At 39.5% G+C, this 19,805-nt stretch carries 20 protein-coding genes; 19 read left to right on the forward strand and 1 reads right to left on the reverse strand.

Going from position 1 to position 19,805, the window contains the following annotated elements; genetic code table 11:
- Window positions 1-39 precede the first annotated feature (39 nt).
- The 15 genes from OCU60_RS01070 (at window position 40) to wbaP (ending at window position 15,726) form a co-directional block, all read left to right on the forward strand.
- Complete coding sequence (locus tag OCU60_RS01070; RefSeq protein WP_074372268.1) at window positions 40-1,008, forward strand: Wzz/FepE/Etk N-terminal domain-containing protein; 969 nt, start codon at window positions 40-42, stop codon at window positions 1,006-1,008.
- A 118-nt stretch (window positions 1,009-1,126) separates the two neighbouring features.
- Window positions 1,127-2,647, forward strand: coding sequence for a B12-binding domain-containing radical SAM protein (locus tag OCU60_RS01075; protein ID WP_074372267.1), 1,521 nt, complete (start codon window positions 1,127-1,129; stop codon window positions 2,645-2,647).
- A gap of 80 nt (window positions 2,648-2,727) precedes the next feature.
- The gene (locus OCU60_RS01080; protein ID WP_074372266.1) at window positions 2,728-3,717 is read left to right on the forward strand and encodes a GHMP family kinase ATP-binding protein; all 990 of its coding nucleotides are present in this window, start codon (window positions 2,728-2,730) and stop codon (window positions 3,715-3,717) included.
- A 2-nt stretch (window positions 3,718-3,719) separates the two neighbouring features.
- A complete protein-coding gene (locus OCU60_RS01085; protein ID WP_074372265.1) occupies window positions 3,720-4,667 on the forward strand; it encodes a GDP-L-fucose synthase family protein in 948 nt (315 codons plus the stop codon).
- Entirely contained in the window at window positions 4,654-5,481 is an 828-nt protein-coding gene (locus OCU60_RS01090) for a transketolase (RefSeq protein WP_074372264.1), read from the forward strand. The genes OCU60_RS01085 and OCU60_RS01090 overlap by 14 nt, the downstream gene beginning before the upstream one ends.
- Window positions 5,474-6,460 carry a transketolase family protein gene (locus OCU60_RS01095; protein WP_074372263.1) on the forward strand — a complete coding sequence of 329 codons (987 nt, stop codon included), beginning with the start codon at window positions 5,474-5,476 and terminating at the stop codon, window positions 6,458-6,460. The genes OCU60_RS01090 and OCU60_RS01095 overlap by 8 nt, the downstream gene beginning before the upstream one ends.
- Window positions 6,453-7,625, forward strand: coding sequence for a DegT/DnrJ/EryC1/StrS family aminotransferase (locus OCU60_RS01100; protein ID WP_083602595.1), 1,173 nt, complete (start codon window positions 6,453-6,455; stop codon window positions 7,623-7,625). The genes OCU60_RS01095 and OCU60_RS01100 overlap by 8 nt, the downstream gene beginning before the upstream one ends.
- A gap of 50 nt (window positions 7,626-7,675) precedes the next feature.
- Window positions 7,676-8,398 carry a nucleotidyltransferase family protein gene (locus OCU60_RS01105; RefSeq protein ID WP_074372262.1) on the forward strand — a complete coding sequence of 241 codons (723 nt, stop codon included), beginning with the start codon at window positions 7,676-7,678 and terminating at the stop codon, window positions 8,396-8,398.
- A 2-nt stretch (window positions 8,399-8,400) separates the two neighbouring features.
- Complete coding sequence (locus OCU60_RS01110) at window positions 8,401-8,985, forward strand: D-sedoheptulose-7-phosphate isomerase (RefSeq protein ID WP_074372261.1); 585 nt, start codon at window positions 8,401-8,403, stop codon at window positions 8,983-8,985.
- 24 nt (window positions 8,986-9,009) lie between these two features.
- Window positions 9,010-9,948 (forward strand): NAD-dependent epimerase/dehydratase family protein, encoded by a 939-nt coding sequence (locus tag OCU60_RS01115; protein ID WP_074372260.1) that lies wholly within the window; start codon window positions 9,010-9,012, stop codon window positions 9,946-9,948.
- 131 nt (window positions 9,949-10,079) lie between these two features.
- Complete coding sequence (locus OCU60_RS01120; RefSeq protein ID WP_074372259.1) at window positions 10,080-10,922, forward strand: glycosyltransferase family 2 protein; 843 nt, start codon at window positions 10,080-10,082, stop codon at window positions 10,920-10,922.
- Window positions 10,923-10,939: 17 nt separating this feature from the next.
- Window positions 10,940-12,190 (forward strand): oligosaccharide flippase family protein, encoded by a 1,251-nt coding sequence (locus tag OCU60_RS22990; RefSeq protein WP_390903491.1) that lies wholly within the window; start codon window positions 10,940-10,942, stop codon window positions 12,188-12,190.
- A 184-nt stretch (window positions 12,191-12,374) separates the two neighbouring features.
- A complete protein-coding gene (locus OCU60_RS01125; RefSeq protein ID WP_159439444.1) occupies window positions 12,375-13,337 on the forward strand; it encodes an O-antigen ligase family protein in 963 nt (320 codons plus the stop codon).
- Window positions 13,318-14,142 (forward strand): glycosyltransferase, encoded by an 825-nt coding sequence (locus tag OCU60_RS01130; protein WP_074372256.1) that lies wholly within the window; start codon window positions 13,318-13,320, stop codon window positions 14,140-14,142. Before OCU60_RS01125 ends, OCU60_RS01130 begins: the two co-directional genes overlap by 20 nt.
- A 144-nt stretch (window positions 14,143-14,286) precedes the next feature.
- Window positions 14,287-15,726, forward strand: coding sequence for an undecaprenyl-phosphate galactose phosphotransferase WbaP (gene wbaP, locus OCU60_RS01135; RefSeq protein ID WP_162841953.1), 1,440 nt, complete (start codon window positions 14,287-14,289; stop codon window positions 15,724-15,726).
- Between the two features lie 69 nt (window positions 15,727-15,795).
- Here wbaP and OCU60_RS01140 read toward each other — a convergent pair whose 3' ends face one another.
- Entirely contained in the window at window positions 15,796-16,383 is a 588-nt protein-coding gene (locus tag OCU60_RS01140) for a YjaG family protein (RefSeq protein ID WP_074372254.1), read from the reverse strand.
- 181 nt (window positions 16,384-16,564) lie between these two features.
- Here OCU60_RS01140 and OCU60_RS01145 point away from each other — a divergent pair, with 181 nt between their 5' ends.
- From OCU60_RS01145 to OCU60_RS01160, 4 genes are all read left to right on the forward strand, one after another.
- Complete coding sequence (locus tag OCU60_RS01145) at window positions 16,565-17,482, forward strand: D-2-hydroxyacid dehydrogenase (RefSeq protein WP_074372253.1); 918 nt, start codon at window positions 16,565-16,567, stop codon at window positions 17,480-17,482.
- 18 nt (window positions 17,483-17,500) lie between these two features.
- Entirely contained in the window at window positions 17,501-18,076 is a 576-nt protein-coding gene (locus OCU60_RS01150; RefSeq protein WP_074372252.1) for a uracil-DNA glycosylase family protein, read from the forward strand.
- A gap of 237 nt (window positions 18,077-18,313) precedes the next feature.
- Window positions 18,314-18,586 carry a nucleoid-associated protein HU-alpha gene (gene hupA / locus OCU60_RS01155; RefSeq protein ID WP_074372251.1) on the forward strand — a complete coding sequence of 91 codons (273 nt, stop codon included), beginning with the start codon at window positions 18,314-18,316 and terminating at the stop codon, window positions 18,584-18,586.
- A 47-nt stretch (window positions 18,587-18,633) separates the two neighbouring features.
- Window positions 18,634-19,338, forward strand: a complete 705-nt coding sequence (locus OCU60_RS01160; RefSeq protein ID WP_074372250.1) for a DUF1481 domain-containing protein — start codon at window positions 18,634-18,636, stop codon at window positions 19,336-19,338.
- Window positions 19,339-19,805 lie beyond the last annotated feature (467 nt).

Raw genomic sequence — 19,805 nt, forward strand, 5'->3', positions numbered from 1 at the left:
GATTTTTCTAGCTCACAATAACTTAGGAATGACTTGATAATGAGTGAAATGGAAGATAAAGCATTCAATACCAAATCTGCACCATTTTATTATCCTGTTCCTCGGATTACCGATAATGAAATTGATTTGCGCGCGATATTCTCTGTACTCTGGAAAGGTAAATGGTGGATAGTTTTATGGATGCTTTTCTCTGTTCTTATCGGAGGGAGCTATATTTTATTTTCACATAAGATATATGAGTCTCAGGTGCTGGTTGCACCAATATCTGATGAACAACAAATGGGGATGGCATCGGTATTAAACAGTCAATTCGGTGGATTAGCTTCTTTAGCCGGAATCAATCTTGGGAAAGGAAATACAGATAAGACTATTTTAGCCCTTCAGGTGCTTCAATCACGAAAGTTTATTGGTGGTTTTATTCAGCGTCATCACTTGATGGTACCGGTGATGGCAATGGATGGATGGAATAAAGATTCTGACGAATTTTATTTTAATACGGATATTTATGACCCAGAACAAGAACGATGGTTGGCCGAGGATGGTGAGACTCTTGAACCCACAATTTTAGAAGCGACGCAGTATTTTCTGAAGAACATCATGGATGTAAAACTAGATTCCAACACCGGTATGGTGACAGTGACGGTTCGTTTTTATTCTCCGTATGTCACCCAACGTTGGGCGACATGGTTAATCGCTGATTTAAATGATGAAATTCGTCAGCAAGATATGCTCGAAGCACAGAGTCGGATTGCGTATTTAAATAATCAGCTGAATCAGACAAGTCTTGCTGATAGCCGCAATATGCTTTACCAATTGATTGAACAACAAACTAAAACATTAATGCTGACAAAGGTGAGTAAAGAATATGTATTTAAAACGGTTGATCCGGCAGTTGTAGACGTTGACGAAATTAAGCCTAAGAAAATAATTGTTATAATTTTATCAATAATATTAGGTCTTGTTTTAGGTATGTCATTTATATTTATAAGGCATCAAATAAGGAAGTAATTAAGAAGCTGTACTACATTTAGTATTGTTAGGTTAGTATGAGTAATTTTTATATAATTATCCATTATTAACCAAGTTAAGTTTTTATATAATAGAATGACATTGATTTGGAGTCAGTATGGTAGATGCTTTATTTATAAACCCCAGCTCATCAGCTCATGTATATCAAGATCTGGCAAAAACATATTCTGCGATTGAACCACCGACATGGGCTCTCTTATTAGCTGAGTCGTGTCGTGCCAAAGATTTCGATGTCGGTATTCTTGACAGTGATGCTGAACGACTTGATATTCAGTCTTCGGTAAAACGAGTCATTGAGTCAGAACCAAGACTGGTTGTTTTTGTCGTCTACGGGCAAAATCCTAACTCCGGAACGACCAATATGATTGGTGCTTTAGCTTTAGCTGAAGCTTTAAAAGAATCCGGACTGCAAGCAAAAATAGCCTTTGTGGGCTCTCATACCAGTGCGCTACCCAAAGATGTCTTATCTTATGATTGTGTTGATATTGCTTTACTGAATGAAGGTGTATACGCACTGCACAATTTGTTAGCCGGTAATTTGGATTCAGATCTGATGGATGTTCGTGGCATTGGATATAAACCGAATATATCAGGTCAGCCCGTATTAAATCCACCGGAAAAAGTGGTTCCGCAAGAGTGTATGGATCAAGACATGCCGGGTTATGCATGGGACTTACTCCCCTATCGGGAATATCCGCTTGACCTGTATCGTGCGCATTTCTGGCATGCCGACTTCGATCATGAAAAAAGAACGCCTTTCGCTGCAATATATACAGCGCTTGGCTGCAATTTTGCGTGCAATTTTTGCATGATCAATATTGTCAATCGAATGGATAACGGGGATGAAGTCAGTGCGGCCGATTCTCGAGGTATGCGTTTTTGGAGTACCGACTGGGTGATTCGGGAAATGAGAAAACTGTCAGATATGGGGGTGAAAACCCTGCGTATCAGTGATGAGATGTTTTTTCTCAATCGGAAACATTATCATCCGATTCTGGAGCGTTGTATTGAAGAGAAGTTTGATTTCAACATGTGGGCGTATGCACGTGTTGATACGATTCGGGAAAGAGAACTCGAACTCTTTAAACAGGCGGGTGTCAATTGGCTGGCTCTTGGGGTTGAGTCTGGCAATCAGGTTGTTCGCCAGCAAGTATCGAAAGGCACTTTTCGAGATGTCAACATCCGTAAAATATGTAAAATGATTCAATCTTATGACATTAAAATTATCAGCAATTTTATTTTTGGTTTCCCTGAAGATACGCTAGAAACCATGCAGGATACTCTAGATTTAGCCATCGAATTGAACACTGAAATGGCCAATATGTATCCATGTCAGGCGTTACCGGGAAGTCCTATTTATTTTGAAGCAAAACGAAATAATTGGAAGTTACCAGAGAGCTATGATGGTTACGCTTTTCTTTCATATCATAGTACGCCATTACCGACCCGTCATGTAAGCGCCGCTGAAGTCCTTAAATTCAGAGATTATGCTTGGCAGCAATTTTTCACTAATCCTGATTATTTAAATATGATTGAGGGAAAGCTGGGAATAAAAGAGCGTAATAACATCGAAAATATGGCAAAAATAAAATTAAAACGCCGAATTTTGGGAGATTAATTATTGCTTTTGATAAGAGTTTATCTTTTAAAGTTAACTCTCTTCATCTATGGATAACAGACTTCAATAGAGGGATTGAAATGATTATTACGAAAACACCGTTCAGAATTTCTTTTTTCGGCGGCGGTACCGATTTCCCAGACTGGTACAGACAACATGGTGGCAATGTACTCTCAACATCGATAGATAAATATTGTTATATCACTTGCCGTCATCTACCTCCCTTCTTCGAGCATAAACACAGAATCGTTTATTCACATATTGAGAATATAAAGGATACGTCAGAAATCAAACATCCGGCGGTAAAAGGGATCTTCGATTACTTAGATATTCAAGATGGTTTAGAGATTCATCATGATGGTGATTTACCAGCCCGCTCTGGGCTTGGTTCGAGTTCCTCGTTTACGGCTGGTTTGTATCTCGCTGTGAAAAGTCTATCCGGTGAAATGATTGATAAATATCATCTCGCCAAAGAAGTGATCCATATCGAACAAAATGTTATTCATGACGTGGTTGGTTCTCAGGATCAGATTGCTACCGTTTACGGTGGGCTGAATCGGATCGATTTTATGACCAATGACGACTTTTCTGTTTCTCCAATCATTATCCCTGAAGAAAGAAAAAAAGAGCTCAATGATCATCTGATGTTATTTTTCACAGGTGTGACTCGCTTTTCTTCTGATATTACTGGTAGCCAGATAAAGAATATTAATAAAAGAGAATCAGAACTGAAAACCATGCAGGAGATGGTACCTGAAGCGATCAATATACTTTCAAACCCTAACATATCAATACTTGAATTCGGTAAGTTACTGCATGAAAGTTGGCGCTATAAGAAGCAATTGTCTGAGAAAATATCAAACAGTACCATCGATGAGATTTATCAAGTAGCGAGAGATCTCGGGGCTGAAGGGGGTAAGGTTCTTGGCGCTGGTGGCGGTGGATTTGTCCTTATCTTTGCGAAACCTGAAATCCAACCCAAAATATTAGAAAGGTTGTCTCATCTTATCTGTGTTCCTTTTAATTTTGAAGATAATGGCGCTAGTATTGCTTATTATAAAAGTGAGTAAATATGAATAAAGATATAAAAATATATATCGCTGGGCATCGTGGGTTAATTGGGTCTGCTATCTATTCAGAGTGTCATTCTCGTGGTTATCGCAATCTTATTGTAAAAGATCATCGAGAACTTGATTTAACAGACAGTCATGCTGTAGAGACGTTTTTCGAGAACAACAGACCTGATTATGTCTTTCTTGCCGCAGGGAAAGTTGGTGGCATTATTCAAAATCAGGAAACACCTGCTGACTTTTTAACTGAAAATTTAAAAATACAACTCAATGTCATTGAAAGTGCACAAAAATTTTCAGTCAAAAAACTGATCTTGTTTGGTTCTTCTTGTATGTATCCTCGAGAGTGTCTTCAGGCAATGTCAGAAGACATGCTATTAACCGCGAAACCCGAGCCAACCAGTTTGCCTTATGCGACGGCAAAGTTAGCAGGCTTACAGCTATGTGATGCATTTAATCGGCAATACGGCACGCAGTTTATTTCGGTCATTCCAAACAGTGTCTTCGGACCTTTTGATAACTTTGATCCGAAATCGGGGCATGTTCTGTCTGCTTTGATTCGCCGCATTCATGAAGCAAAGCAGCAGCAGTTACCTTATGTTGAGTTATGGGGAACAGGGTCTCCCCGTAGAGAGTTTGTATTTTCATCTGATGTGGCAAAGGCAGTCCTGACGATCATGGCGTCGGATACCGAACAACTTGAAGTACCACTCAACATTAGTAGTGGTGATGAGTACTCGATCAAAGAGCTCTCCGAAATGATTCAGGCGACTGTTGGTTATGATGGTGAGATTCGATGGGATACCTCGAAGCCTGATGGTGCGCCCAGAAAATTACTCGACAGCACAAGATTAAGAAAGCTGGGCTGGCAACCTGAGACCTCATTTCTCGATGGTCTGAAAGAAACATACCGTTGGTATAAGGAGAGTTATTCAGATGCTTCCGATTAATATCGATGTGGATTTAGAGGAGAAAGCCCGTTGGGTATGGCGTGAAACATTAGCCATTAATCGCCGCGCGCCCGAAACTAGAATTGCTTCTTCTTTATCTCCCGTAGAAATCTTTGTTGCTTTGTATTACGGCAATGTTCTTAATTTCAACTCGGCAGAGCCTCTTGATGATGAACGTGATCGCTGCATTATCAGTAAAGGTCATGGTTCCATCTGCATGTATCCGATACTGGCCGATCTCGGCTTTTTTGAGCAAGAAGAGTTGCTGCGGGTCTGTTGTCAGGGCGGATTTTTAGGGGGCATTCCCGACCCTGTGATTCCGGGATATGAAACCGTCAATGGTTCTCTTGGCCATGGTCTTGGTGTTGCTTCCGGTATGGCGGTTGGTCTCAAAACTAAACAAAAATCACAGCAGGTGTTTGTGGTGACCGGAGACGGCGAGCTTCATGAAGGCGCATGTTGGGAAGCGATTATGTTTGCGGCACAACATCAGTTGGATAATCTGAATCTAATTGTCGATAACAATGCGATCAGTATGTTGGGTTATACCGATGATATTGTTTCTCATCGTAATCTTTGTGAAAAATTACAATCATTTGGCTGGGATGCGCGCGTCGTGGATGGCCACAATGTGAATCTGCTGAGAGAACAGTTGGTCGAACTGAAATCGACCCATCAACAGCAACCCAAAGCGCTGATATGTAACACGATCAAAGGAAGAGGCGTTCCTGATTTAGAAAATAAGGAACTGTCTCATATTCTTGGTGTTAAGCCAGACGTTATCGACAACTTGATAGAGTCATCATATGAATAATAAACCTATTGCAATGCGAGATGCATTGCTGGAAAAAATATGGCACTCGATGAAAGATGATCCCTCAATATTTTTCGTGACTGCCGATTTTGGTTCTCCGGTATTAGATAAAATCAGAGCTGACTTCCCTGAGCGGTTTAAAAATGTTGGTATTGCCGAGCAAAATTTAATTAATGTTGCATCTGGACTTGCACTGGAAGGATTCAAAGTCTTTGCTTATGCGATTGCACCATTTATTACCATGCGTTGTTATGAGCAGTTACGGGTATGTTTGGCTCTGTTATCAAAAGTTCGCAAAATTAATGTCAATCTTATTGGTGTCGGTGCCGGGTATAGCTATGTGGTCTCGGGACCTACCCACCAGTGTTATGAAGATCTGACTCTGATTCGTTCACTTGCTAATTTCCAGCTATTTTCTCCAAGTGATCATCTTTTATCTTCAGAAATATTTTCAAAATGTATCAATGTCGATCAACCGAAATATATTCGTCTTGATGCCCAAGTCTTGCCTCCGCTCTATGAAAATCGATCTATTGAGCTGAATAAAGGGTTCAATTGTTTGACCTCTCAAGGGGATGTCGCACTGATTGCGACGGGGTATATGGTTCACACAGCACTGAAAGTTGCACAACGGTTTGAACAAATCGGGGTCTCGATTGCTGTGATTGATCTGTTTGATATACAAGATTGCGATGAGTCATCTCTCATACAACAGCTTCATCAGAGTAAAGTGATTGTCTCTATGGAAGAAGGATTCCGAGGCCGTGGCGGTGTGGATGCCCGCATCGGAGAACTGCTACGAACTCATCGTATGACTCAACCTTTCCTCGGCATTGGTGTTGAAGCGGATTATCGCTTTGAATTAGGTAAGCGTGACGAATTACATGAACAGGTTGGGATAGGAACCGAATCTGTCGTGGGTCAGATACAAGATTTCCTTCAAATTCATTTGGAACATAGAGATAGAGCTAATGATTAAATTTCCTCTGATGAGAAATAATATTCTTCGAGAAGACTTAGAGCCGGTGATTCGACTGTTACAGGAAGATAATCCGATTTTAACCAATGGGCCGCGTTGCCGTGAGTTTGAAGCTGCCTGGTCCGAATGGTTAGGTGTTCAATACTCGGTATTTGTCAGCTCTGGTTCATCGGCCAACTTATTATCTATGTCTGTTCTGAAGATTCGTTATCCTGAAGGTGGTGAAGTGATTGTACCGCCTTTAACGTGGGTTTCTGACATCTCTTCTGTGATTCATTGTGGTTTCACCCCCGTTTTTGCAGAAATTAACCCTCACACGTTGGGCATGGATACACATCAGATTATCGATAAGATCACCGATAAAACCCGGGCGGTATTTTTATCGCATATTCAGGGATTTAATGGGTTGACCGATGAGCTGTTACATGAGCTCAAGCGTCGTAATATTGCTTTGATTGAAGATGTTTGTGAATCTCATGGTGCAACCCATCATGGTCAGAAAGTCGGGAGTTTCGGTGATATGTCGAACTTCTCATTTTATTATGCTCACCACATGAGCACGATAGAAGGTGGCATGATCTGTACCAATGACTATGAAACATACCAGCAGTTACGAATTTTACGTGGTCATGGCATGGTGAGAGAGTCAACAGAACAGGACCTGAAGGATGAATATATCCGCAACTATCCGGAACTGAATAAAGATTTCATCTTTGCATACCCAGCGTATAACGTCAGAAACAATGAAATTGGCGGAATTCTTGGACTAAGTCAACTCAAGCGACTCGATGACAATGTCAGGATTCGAACTGAGAATCAAACTCGTTTTTTTGAAAATTTAGATAGTTCTAAATACAGAAATGATTTCCACTTCGAAGGGTCAAGCAACTACGCGTTTAATGTTGTACTGAAAGAGAAAGATGATGCGCTGGTCGCAAGAGTCGAAGAAAGATTGCGAGCGGAAGGCATTGAGTATCGACGTGGTAGTGCCGGTGGTGGTAACCAGTTACGTCAACCTTATCTGAAAGGTGTCGTTGCTGAGGATTTATATAAGCAATATCCTCAAACCGAGCATATCCATTTCTATGGCTTTTATATCGGTAATTTTCCTGATCTGAAAAATAGTGAAATCGATTATATTTGTAAAGTGCTGAACGAAGCCTAGACAGATTATCTTGCGTGCTTGATACGCACTCATGACAAGGAATTGATCTGATGACAACGGCAATTATTCTGGCGGGCGGACTGGGAACACGTCTCCGAGAGGTCGTCTCTGACCGTCCCAAGCCAATGGCTTTAATTTCTGGAAAACCATTTTTAGAATATTTACTAGATTATTGGATGAATCAAGGTGTGAGCCACTTTATTTTATCTGTCGGTTATCAATATTCGGTTATCCAAGACTATTTTGGCACCAGCTATCGAGGATGTGACATATCATATGCGATAGAGCCTTCTCCTCTGGGAACTGGTGGTGGCGTTCTGCTTGCTATTGCAAAATTAAACAATAAGGATGAACCATTTTTATTATTGAATGGCGACACATTTTTTGCGATTGAGCTCGACAAACTCACTCAATTCCATCAACAAACACAATCCGACTGTACATTTTCGCTTTTCCGGGCCGATGAAGCACAACGGTATATGGGGATTGATATCACCTCATCCGGCAAAATAACAGCATTGAATGCAGAGAAAGGGAAAGCTGGAGAGCTGGCGAATGGCGGTGTCTATTTAATCAATCCGGCCGTTATTAAGCGGCATTATGCTGATGACAGTAAAGGGCAAGTGCTCTCTCTCGAATCGGATATCTTCTATCAGCTTCTGGCGCATGGTGAGCCTATCTATGGTCTTGAATTTGATTCTTGTTTCATTGATATCGGTTTGCCTTATGACTATGCAAGAGCACCAACAATCATTGGCTTAGAAAAGGTTTAATCATGCAAGTCACCAATGTATTAACTCGGAATTTAGAACGATCAATCGCTGCAAAGCAAGAAATGCTCAAGGACCATGTTCAAAATGAGATTTTTTCAACTGCAGTGAATCAAGTGATAAAACGCTACAAAAATGGGGGGCGGTTGTATATCGCTGGCAATGGTGGGTCTGCTGCAGATGCACAACACTTGGCTGCTGAATTTGTCAGTAAGCTCGCATGTGACCGGGCGCCTCTTCCGGCTGAAGCTTTAACGGTCGATAGTTCGATCTTAACGGCTATCGGTAACGATTACGGTTATGAACAGATATTTTCTCGCCAGTTGTTGGGCAAAGCGACGAAGAACGATATTTTTCTCGGGATTACAACATCCGGAAATTCTGAAAATATCCTCAATGCGCTGAACGCATGTAAATCGTGCAATATACCATCTCTCTTATTTACCGGTCATGATGGCGGCAAGGCTAAAGAACTCGCTGACTATTGCATTATTGCTCCAGGTGTTACGACTGCAGCGATTCAGGAGCTTCATATCGTTTTGGCTCATAGTTTATGTGAATGTGTAGAAATCGAACTTTTTAAAGAATAATCTTCAATAAGATAGGAGTAATGCATGTCTTTTAATATTTTAGTGACCGGTGGAGCCGGATATCTAGGATCCACGCTGGTACCTGATTTGCTGAGTTTGGGTCATAAAGTCACTGTGGTCGATAACTTTATGTTCCAGCAATCCAGTCTGAATCATGTTTGTCATCATGAAAATTTTGAGGTTGTACGCGGTGATGCCCGTGTGAAAGATACAATTGCGCCATTAATACGTAAAGCGGATGTCATTATACCGCTTGCCGCATACGTTGGTGCGCCTCTGTGTGCCAGAGATCCGATTGGTGCTGAAACCACAAATCATGATGCGATTTCACTGATGTTGGATCTCGTTTCTAAAGATCAGCGTATTTTGATGCCGACAACCAATAGTGCGTATGGCTCGGGAGATGAAAACAATTATTGTACTGAAGAGTCAGAGTTGCGCCCCATTTCAAAATATGCGATTGACAAAGTCGCAGTTGAGCAGGAACTGATGGCGCATGAAAATGCGATTAGTTTCCGGCTGGCCACTGTTTTTGGCATGTCACCAAGAATGCGCATTGACTTACTGGTGAATGATTTTACCTATAGAGCGGTTCATGATAAGGCGGTTGTTTTGTTCGAAAGCCATTTCAAGCGAAACTATATTCATGTCCGGGATATTTCTCGTGTATTCCAACATGGTATCAATAATTTTGAGGAAATGCGTGGCGAAATCTTTAATGTTGGTCTGAGTGAAGCCAATGTTTCCAAAAAAGAACTGTGTCAAACTATCCAGCGACATGTCGATGGATTTAATTTTATTGAAGCTGAACTAGGGAAAGATCCGGACCAAAGAAACTATATTGTGTCGAATGAGAAAATTGAAGCTACAGGGTACAAGCCTCAATTTTCTCTTGATTTCGGTATTCAAGAATTGATCAAAGGGTATACCATGCTTCGCAATAGTAAATATGGTAATGTTTAATTACATCAACATATATCTATTTTAATTTTATGGAAAGCATTAGTCATATAGATTTATGAGACTAATGCTTGTTGCAGTATTTTATTGTTTATACACAATTAAGCCTATTTTTATTATAAATCTGGTGGCATATGAACGAAAACAGAAATTATAAAACATACGATGAATATTTAAGTTCAGAAAATATAAAGAAAGGCGGTCAGTATTTAAAGGGAAAGAGTAAAGATAAAGATATTCCACTAGTTTCAATCATAACTATTTGTCGAAATGCGAGTTTAACACTAGAGAAAACCATCCAGTCCGTTATTGAACAAACATATCCGAATATAGAATATATCATTATAGATGGTGACTCTACCGACGGGACTCTAGATATGATTAAAAGCCATGAAAATCATATTGACTTTTGGATCTCTGAACCTGATGGAGGAGCAACCGATGCAATCAATAAAGGATTTACAATTTGTAACGGAGAGTTAATATTCTTACTGAATGCTGATGACTATGTTACATCTGATTTTATATCGAATGCGGTTGAAAGTTTTGATGAGGATTGTGACTTTGTTTTCGGAGATTGTTTAATTGGGAATTTTGGTGGTGATTACAACAGGCTATTAAAAGGCGACAAAAATTATATCAAAAAAATTGCATACACCATGCCTAGAGTAAACCAGCCGACAATTGTATTTAAAAAGCAGTGTTTAGACACTGTTGGTCTTTATGATACAGCAAAAAAAGTTGCACCAGATTATGACTGGCTTGTCAGAGGATATGTGAAAAATATTACCGGGAAGTATACAGACAAACTGGTTACGTACTTTGCCTTAGATGGTAATTCAGATAAGTATTATTACAAAGGATTATCTGAAGTCAGAGAGTCTTCACTTCGATATGCTGGTTCAATATTTATGACTAATTTTTATTTTATAGCCCGATGCATCAAAAGAATGATTAAGAGATATGTTCTCATATGAATTCGAAAATCATATCAATGTCAGCAGTGCAATTTTTTTTGATACTGCTACCGATGTCAGTGAATGTATATTTACTAAAAACTGTCTCTTTTGAATTATACGGTAAGTTTATATTCTTCCTTTCATTGTTTAACTTTTTGTCGATTCTAACCAATTCTGGATTGGCGAATGATTCTCTGAGAGATTTATCCAATGCATTTAATCGATACATGGATAAATTTGAATGTGAAGAATTCAATAGGAAAATGAGTGAGTATATAAGTATTAAACTGTTCTATTTAGCAATCTCATTTCTACTATGCTTTTTACTATCTTTTGTTCATGTGTTTCATGAGCCACTTTTTTATTGCTTGTTGATTTATCTTGTTTATTTTTGTTTGGATTTTTTTATTTTTTATCAAATTATCAACAAGATGCATTATTATGTATTCATCATGATATTTTCTTTCTCAATGAGTATACTGTTGTTGTTTTATTTTGTTCATAATGACAAAGACATATACTACGTATCTTTCATTGTGACGTTACCATTTATTTGTTTAAATTTAATTTTTCTGTTGTACAACCTTCATGTATTGAATTTTTGCATAGACATAAACATGAGAGCTTTTGTACGAAAGGTTAAAAATAATTATAGATTGATGTTTACTAACATAACCAGTGCTTTGGTAACAAAAGGTATTTATTTGTTCATAGGAAGTGCATTAGGTGTCAGGGAAGTGGCTATATACTCAGTATTAGACCAAATATGTAGAGCACCACTGATATTTATTAATCGACTGAGTACACTCTATACGCCGAAGCTTGTTCAAGCTATATCTCAAAATAATCAGTACATGCTACAAAATATTTTTTCGAAAGTATTTTTTAAGGTATTGATTCTGTCATTATCTGTATGTGTGTTCTTAGTTTTGTCAAGTAAAATTATTTTACCATTCTTAATTGATAAACAATATCTATCTTTTGAGCAAATAATACCATTGTTTTTGTTAATGCTCGTGATTATACCATCGATATCTTTAAGTTCACTATGTGCAATGCAGTATTATCTAAATATGAACAATGATTTAATTATTTACCGATACTCTATGGCATTATTAATTTTAGGTCTTCCCTTTATTGTCATATGTGCTGCATTGTTTAATTTGTCTGGTTTGATTTTATCTTACGTCTGTGTTGAGCTATTCGCTTTGTTATATTTCTTATGGTATCTTGATTTTAATCCACTGCAGGTTTGTTATGTCAATTTCGCCAATAAAGGAAAGTAGTCTATTCGTCTCGTTACTACTGTTTTCTATATTTTTTCAGTTTAACTTTTATACATTGCCGAATGGTTCAACTGTAAAGTTTTACCATATACTTATTCCTATTATAGCCATATTTATTTTTATCAGAAGTCATTTCTTTGTTTTAAAAAATGATGTGACTCTTTTTATATTGTTGGCCTTGTTAGTGAATACATATAAATTTTATCTGTTGGGTGGGAATTTTATCATATTTCAAGCATTGTACTGTTTGCTTGTTTATTATATAGCATCAGATATTGGAATTAGAATCGATGCAAAGAAACTTTATGTACTTCTGAAAAGAATATTATTCATTTTTATATTGTCGATATTGATTAAAGACCTCATTTATATTGATGAACTTTCCCGAGTCTATGCAACAAATCAACACTCACTGATTGGTGTGTATTTTTTTATGGGTGGAGGGCATAATATAGAAGTTACCTATCTCTCATTGCTTACCATATTTTTTATTTATGAACGTAAATTATTTTACTTTTCTGTAGGTTTTATATTTGTTTTATCTATAATCTATCTTTCTCGTGTCGGTATTATTGAAGTCGCTTTTCTTACATATGCACGACTTTCACTTTTCTTTAGTAAAAAGAAAAAAATCGTCATATCTGTTTTTTTGATATTTATTTCTTTAATGATTATTTATTTTTTCAATAATATAACTATTATTCACCGTATGTTACATGCCTTAGATGAACTACAGGTAACAACGAGTGGAAGAGGAATGTTGTGGCTTGCAGGGTTACAATTACTTAAGACAAATTTAACCGGATATGGCATTGGAAACTCTGTTGCTTTTGCTAGAGATTTAATCGGGATAAACTTTATTGAAAATAACTTTCATAATGTATACTTACAATACTTATTGGACATGGGAGTAATCCCTTTGTTACTATATTTATATATTTTATTTAATAGGGTATTTAGGCATTATATTATTGAATTTAGAAATTTTATAACTTTATTCTTTGTTGTTTCTTTATTTCAATTTACAGGGTATGACATTATATTCTGGTTTTTTTTGGGTATTGGTGATGGTCTCTATCATCAACAAAAAATTCAACATGCTGAGACAGTTTTAGGAGAGAATAAGTATGATTGTAATCCCTGTTAGTATAATAATATCGACATATAAGGGGAGTGAAGCAAAGTATCTTGATGAGTCACTAAAAAGCCTTGCTGAACAGTCTTATATTGCAGATGAAATTATTCTTGTTGTTGATGGTGAAATTGATGAACAACAGCAATCAGTCATATCCAAATTTAAGTATAAAGGTAACTTTAAAGTTTACTATCTTAGAGAAAATCATGGCTTAGCATATTGTATGAATTTGGCAATTCAGTATAGCTCTAATAATATACTAGCCAGAATGGATGCTGATGATTTATCTAATAGGACACGCCTTGAAGAACAATATAATAAGCTAATTTCCTTGGAAGATAAGAATTATGTTGTTTGTTCTTGGGCATCAGATTTTTCAGATGATCATTATGATCTATCGAGTGTAAAAAAAACGCCTGAAAATGATAGCCAGATTAAAAAAGCTATACCTTATAGAAATGTTATTGTCCATCCGAGTATTATGTTTTATAAAAAAATTACTGATGACTATGGTGGGTATAATGAAACAGTTGGACTGTTAGAAGATTATGAGCTTCATTTAAGGCTTATGAATTCTGGCGTTAAATATTACTGTATACAGAAGCCATTAATTAAAGTTAGGATATCTCATGAACAGTATGGACGCCGAGGTGGGTTTAAATATCTTATTAATGAATATAAATTCAGAACGTTCTGTTATAGAAAACGATATATTAAATTATACCAGTTCATTCTTTCCTGTGTTTTGTATTCTTTTCTTCGTTTGTCACCAGTTAAATTGAGGAAGTCCATGTATAAGTTAGTCAGAGAAAGTTAATAATGATTTCTATTTTCAAGTTTAATTTTTTGTCTTCAAAGTGAGAATGACGATAATAAATCAAGATGAAATTTGATTTTATCATGTTTTGTTTCTATACCAATTAATGTGAATTATATACGATTAGGTGTAATCATGACCCAGATGACATACGGAAATAGTGATCAAATAGACAGGGTAGTCCATTATTCACCGATTATAAATAAGATGACGCTTATTTTTTTTGATTGTCTGTCTTTTCTATTTTCTATTTTTGCTTCAGTTACTTATGTGAAAGGGTATGAATCTTTTGCATATATGTATGAAGACATCAGGGGACAAGTATTGACACTTTTAGTGTCCGGTGTTGCTTCGATTGTATGGTTTTGGGGGAGTAAACGTCATTATAGTTATCGCAAGCCTTTTTGGGATGAATTGAAAGATATATTGTTCATTTTGTTATTTATGGCGCTAGTCTCGATTTCTGTTCATGCTGCATTTGAATATAATTATTCTACTGATATTTGGTGGCTGACATGGACTATTGTTATCGTTCTCTTCCCATTACTGCGTAGCTTTGCAAAAGCATTATTGAATAAATTGGATTTTTGGAAAGTGCCTTGCGTGATCATCGGTGAAATTGAAGATGCAGAGAGTGTCTACTGTGCTCTCCAAAGTGAGCCTTCCACTGGGTTTGATGTACTTGCCATTGTTGTGCCTTCTGAGGGACATGTAAACTCTCGTTTTGATATTCCTTGTATTAGCCGGACTGAATTTTTTAATCGGGTCGATGAATTCCACAAAGTGTTTATTGCGCTGCAAAAAGAGCAAGCAGAATTACGAGAGTTTTGGATCAGAGAGTCAATGAAAAGGCAACTCTTAGATATTTCCATCGTGCCGGCTTTGCGCGGTATTCCCCTCTATGGGACAGATATCTCACATTTCTTTAGCCATGAAGTCATGATGTTACGGTTGAAGAATAATCTGCCGCGTAAATCTTCACGCTTTGTTAAACGTTTGTTCGATATTGTGGGGTCTGCAACACTACTGGTTTTACTTGCTCCATTTTTCTTATTTATTGCCTGGAGGGTCTCACGTGACGGTGGTTCAGTGACTTACGGGCATGAGCGTGTCGGATTGAACGGTAAAAAGTTCAACTGTCTGAAATTCCGCTCGATGGTGATGAATTCTCAAGCGTTACTGGATGAACTGTTGGCAACCGATCCGGCAGCGAAGGCCGAGTGGGAGCAATGGTTTAAATTAAAACAAGATCCGCGGATCACCTCGATTGGTCGTTTCTTGCGTGAAACGAGTCTGGATGAACTGCCACAGTTGTGGAATGTTTTAAAAGGCGACATGAGCCTTGTTGGACCAAGACCTGTCATCGATGAAGAGCTGCTGCGCTATGGGGATGATGTAGACTATTACCTATGTGCCAAACCGGGTATCTCCGGGCTTTGGCAAGTCAGCGGGCGGAGCGACATCGATTACAATACCCGCGTTTACCTAGATTGTTGGTATGTCAAAAACTGGTCGCTTTGGAACGATATTGTGATCTTATTTAAAACCGTTAACGTGGTTCTTCGCCGCGATGGTGCCTATTAACGTTTTTCATACCGCAAGCTTTTCATACCGAAAATAGCGTACAGACAATCAAATATGGGGGATGTGTTGCTACAGACTCACCCCAATATTTGACACCCGCTCTTCCCTCAGCTCATCTCTGAGGGATTTTATCAGATCAATATCCCGCTCTTCTGCTTCTTTCAAGGCTCTGAAAATAGCCCATTGCATATCCCACTCTGCACAAACCGCTTCATTTTGCTTTTGATTCTCATTGGTGATTGCTAAATCTGTTTGCGCTTCTTCCAGTTGTACGACCGTGTTCACTGAAATGGTGCTGACTTGTTCGAGTGCTTCTGTGAGTTGATCTCTGTCTAACAGGCTATGTAAGAGTGTTGCCAGTGCTTCGCAGGCATCGATTGCAGGATAAACTGCATAAACATCGAATGCATCCTGTGATGGAATCAGTTCTTCTAATTTTTCGAGTTGACGCTCGAAGTCTATCTTGGCACTTTTGACCGTGAGTGACTCCCATACTGTATCCAAAATCTGTCGATATGTCGGATGAGCGGCAAACACTGTATGCTCGCAAAACATGGCGTAATTGGGATACATACGTTCACACAGGCTGACCATAAAAGTGATTTGTTGCCAAGGGGTAAGCTTCTGCAGACGCAGCTGAACTGGGTTTTGTAGCATGTGACTGGTGCTCCGAAATAAGACTTCGGCAGTGTACTTGATAATGCATGTACAGGCTAGCCTGACATACGTCTCTCCATTCCTGCTTTCCCTTCTATCGAGCGATACATCGCAATGATTCGTGGTTGAATATTATGTATGATGAATCACTTGAAATGATCACAAGGCAGTGAACGAGCGTATGACACACCATCTTTATCTGCTGACCGGGCAGGATGAGACATACCGTCCTCTGATTGAGGCAAAACAAATACCAGAACTACGGTTAACGCAACAGCCACAGGAAGCAACGATTTTACTGGCAGCACCACCGTTGGCTGCCACAGTGATCGATGACTTTCCTGCGCTTCGCTGGTTACAGTCAACATTTGCCGGCGTTGATTCGCTCGTTCAATCGGGCGGACGGCAGGACTACCGACTGACGAATGTGAAAGGGATTTTTGGTCAGGCAATTGCTGAATATGTACTCGGCTATATGATTGCACACTATCGACATTTTAACTGCTATCGCCAGCAGCAACAGCAGCAGTCTTGGCTACCACATCCGTATGAACGCCTGACCGGGAAGACGATGGTGATTCTCGGGACTGGTAATATTGCGACTTTTCTTGCTCAGGCTGCTCGTCATATGGGGCTGATCGTGATTGGTGTTAACCGAACGGGCAGGCAACCTGAACAAAGTCTGTTTCATGACGTCTATGCGATCGATGATCTTGAGAAGGCGTTGGCGTTGGCTGATGCGGTGGTCAGCACTTTACCGAATACTCAGGCGACGGAATCATTGCTGAATCTGGAGATGCTGAAAAATTGTCGTCAGGCGCTATTATTTAATGTCGGGCGGGGGAATACCTTGAAAGAGGCGGACTTGTTTGCAGCGCTGGAATCCGGTGCAATACAACATGCATTTTTGGATGTTTTCGTTACCGAACCTCTTCATTCGTCTCATTCTTTTTGGTCACATCCACAAATTACCCTGACCCCCCATATTGCGGCAATCAGTTTCCCTGAACAAATTGTCGATGTTTTTATCGACAATTTGGTGCGCTGGATGCAAGGAAAAGATTTAAAATATATTGTTGATTTTAATAAAGGTTACTGATGTGAGTGTAGGTGACGAATGTTAGATATCGTGTTACAACAAATCAGCCAGTGTCGGCTTTGTGAACCTGATTTGCCATTCGGTGCGAACCCGGTCATTCGTGCCCATCGTGATGCCCGGGTTCTCATTGTCGGGCAAGCACCCGGCATTCGGGTTCATCAGACGTCTATTCCGTGGAATGATCCGAGCGGTGATCGACTCAGAGCTTGGCTGAACATTGATCGGGATACATTCTATGATGAGCGGCAAATCGCCATTATGCCGATGGGACTGTGCTATCCGGGTAAGGGGCGTTCCGGTGATCTGCCACCACGCAAGGAATGTGCGCCACAGTGGCATCAGCGTGTTTTGGATGAGTTACCCAATATTGCGTTGACATTGCTTATTGGTCAGTACGCCCAAAACTACTATTTGCCGAATAAACCCAAAACGCTGACTGACACGGTTCGAAACTGGTCTCACTGGCTTCCTGATGCTGTCCCGTTACCGCACCCTTCGCCAAGGAACACATTATGGTTGAAAAAACATCCATGGTTTGAAAGTGATGCGGTTCCTTGTATAAGAAACCGGGTTCATCAATTGTTGGCAATGTAAGTAAATTTTCCGGCTGAAATATCAGGCAGAACAGTTGTCAGACCTGATTGGGCGGGCTTGTTATGCCGATTTCAACAGTAAAATGTCATCACCAGACAATGAAAATTGTGAGTTGTTGCTCAGTTTATAGCTAAATTTTCATCAAATAAGCAAAAGAACATCGACAAACCTTTGCCAGACGGGGGCTTTATGCTTTAGAGTTGGTCAGGTTCGATAACATATTAGAAGGGAAACCGAATGAACAAGACCCAATTAATCGACTTTATTGCAGAAAAAGCAGATCTCTCTAAGGCGCAAGCAAAGTCTGCTCTAGAAGCGACTCTAGGTGCAGTTGAAGAGGCACTGAAATCAGGTGACCAAGTTCAACTAATTGGTTTTGGTACATTTAAAGTCAATCATCGTGCTGCACGCACTGGCCGTAATCCAAAAACTGGTGATGAAATCCAAATCGCAGCAGCAAACGTTCCTGCATTTGTTTCCGGAAAAGCGCTGAAAGAATCAGTAAATTAATTTATACTCTACGCCAAGGCAGTTTTGTGTTCTTGGCGTAGTTTTTTATGAAAAAATTAGTTATTTCCTGTCTCCTTTCCGGGCTCATGCTCGGCTGTTCCTCCTCTCAGCAATCGATGTCTGTACCATTAGAAACCTATTCCGGTGGTGAGCGGATGGGCGATGCGACGAGTCTGTATTGGTATACCGAAGAATCTAACCACCCTTATGCCGCCGATGACTATATTCAGTCCCGTCATGATGGTTGGTATCGAACCAGCTATCGCTGGGAAAATAGTGTCTTAAAAGAACTTGTCCGTGAAGGTGAACAAGTCTCTGGTACCGCAGGGGAACAAGAAATGGTGCCTTTTCAGGTCCATGTCCGTTTTGATAAAAACGGGGATGCGGTGTATCAACAATATCGGGTTAATCATAAAGTCTTTCCGTTAACTTCAGAAACACTGGAACATTATAAATCTCAAGCTGAAGCAATTGTTGAGACGGTCAAAAAGCAGGACAAACAAGATCAAATGCTTATTCAGGGCGTTTGGAACGGTGAGACGTTTGAAACTTGTAGCGGGCGGGAATACGAAAAAGTCGAGTTTAATAAGACGCTCCCTAGCTTTGTGATTCAACGGCTTTCCAGTCTGGATAATTATCTGGCTTTTCTGGGGAAAATCCGCAATGGCCGAGTCTATATTCAAGAGTTACTCATGCTTGATGATGATGAACATGAGTGCATTTCCCGGCCGAACCTGATTGAAAAACCTTAGTCTTTGAAATCTTAGCCTTTAAAGCTTGAGTCTTTAAAGCTTGAGTCTTTAAAAAACAGCGTCTTTAAAAAAACAGAGTCTCTGGGCTGTTCGTGCAGAGAGTTTAATCCTATACGTCAGCGGCAGTTCTTTATTTTCATCTTCTCATTCATGTGAGCAAACAGGCGGATGTACTCCGCCTGCTGCAATACACATTCACTTAATTGATATTGCCCTGCGGACCGAAGTTAAAGCTACGGACCGTTGATGTACTGACGGGTTTTGTCGCCTGAAGGCCAGAGCGCCAGCGACCATTCGAACTGACAGCATTCATGACGTTACCACTGATGGCAAAGTTGCGTTGCCCGTTCTCATCATAGTTTTCAACACAGGCACGACCAAGTACATTGAAACAACTTGAGTTTGCTTGTCCGAGTGTCGAACTGAGCGGCGCGAAGAGTGTGCCGGATTTGACAGAACTAATGGGA

It is taken from the genome of Vibrio spartinae, assembly GCF_024347135.1.
Classification (GTDB): domain Bacteria; phylum Pseudomonadota; class Gammaproteobacteria; order Enterobacterales; family Vibrionaceae; genus Vibrio; species Vibrio spartinae.

Excerpts from the sequence above, each read along its gene's own strand:
- OCU60_RS01090 (WP_074372264.1), top strand. The coding sequence starts at position 4,654 with ATGCTTCCGATTAATATCGATGTGGATTTAGAGGAGAAAGCCCGTTGG.
- hupA (WP_074372251.1), top strand. The coding sequence starts at position 18,314 with ATGAACAAGACCCAATTAATCGACTTTATTGCAGAAAAAGCAGATCTC.
- OCU60_RS01080 (WP_074372266.1), top strand. The coding sequence starts at position 2,728 with ATGATTATTACGAAAACACCGTTCAGAATTTCTTTTTTCGGCGGCGGT.
- OCU60_RS01095 (WP_074372263.1), top strand. The coding sequence starts at position 5,474 with ATGAATAATAAACCTATTGCAATGCGAGATGCATTGCTGGAAAAAATA.
- OCU60_RS01150 (WP_074372252.1), top strand. The coding sequence starts at position 17,501 with ATGTTAGATATCGTGTTACAACAAATCAGCCAGTGTCGGCTTTGTGAA.
- wbaP (WP_162841953.1), top strand. The coding sequence starts at position 14,287 with ATGACATACGGAAATAGTGATCAAATAGACAGGGTAGTCCATTATTCA.
- OCU60_RS01100 (WP_083602595.1), top strand. The coding sequence starts at position 6,453 with ATGATTAAATTTCCTCTGATGAGAAATAATATTCTTCGAGAAGACTTA.
- OCU60_RS01120 (WP_074372259.1), top strand. The coding sequence starts at position 10,080 with ATGAACGAAAACAGAAATTATAAAACATACGATGAATATTTAAGTTCA.
- OCU60_RS01130 (WP_074372256.1), top strand. The coding sequence starts at position 13,318 with ATGATTGTAATCCCTGTTAGTATAATAATATCGACATATAAGGGGAGT.
- OCU60_RS01105 (WP_074372262.1), top strand. The coding sequence starts at position 7,676 with ATGACAACGGCAATTATTCTGGCGGGCGGACTGGGAACACGTCTCCGA.
- OCU60_RS01115 (WP_074372260.1), top strand. The coding sequence starts at position 9,010 with ATGTCTTTTAATATTTTAGTGACCGGTGGAGCCGGATATCTAGGATCC.
- OCU60_RS01070 (WP_074372268.1), top strand. The coding sequence starts at position 40 with ATGAGTGAAATGGAAGATAAAGCATTCAATACCAAATCTGCACCATTT.
- OCU60_RS01145 (WP_074372253.1), top strand. The coding sequence starts at position 16,565 with ATGACACACCATCTTTATCTGCTGACCGGGCAGGATGAGACATACCGT.
- OCU60_RS22990 (WP_390903491.1), top strand. The coding sequence starts at position 10,940 with ATGTCAGCAGTGCAATTTTTTTTGATACTGCTACCGATGTCAGTGAAT.
- OCU60_RS01110 (WP_074372261.1), top strand. The coding sequence starts at position 8,401 with ATGCAAGTCACCAATGTATTAACTCGGAATTTAGAACGATCAATCGCT.
- OCU60_RS01075 (WP_074372267.1), top strand. The coding sequence starts at position 1,127 with ATGGTAGATGCTTTATTTATAAACCCCAGCTCATCAGCTCATGTATAT.
- OCU60_RS01160 (WP_074372250.1), top strand. The coding sequence starts at position 18,634 with ATGAAAAAATTAGTTATTTCCTGTCTCCTTTCCGGGCTCATGCTCGGC.
- OCU60_RS01140 (WP_074372254.1), bottom strand. The coding sequence starts at position 16,383 with ATGCTACAAAACCCAGTTCAGCTGCGTCTGCAGAAGCTTACCCCTTGG.
- OCU60_RS01085 (WP_074372265.1), top strand. The coding sequence starts at position 3,720 with ATGAATAAAGATATAAAAATATATATCGCTGGGCATCGTGGGTTAATT.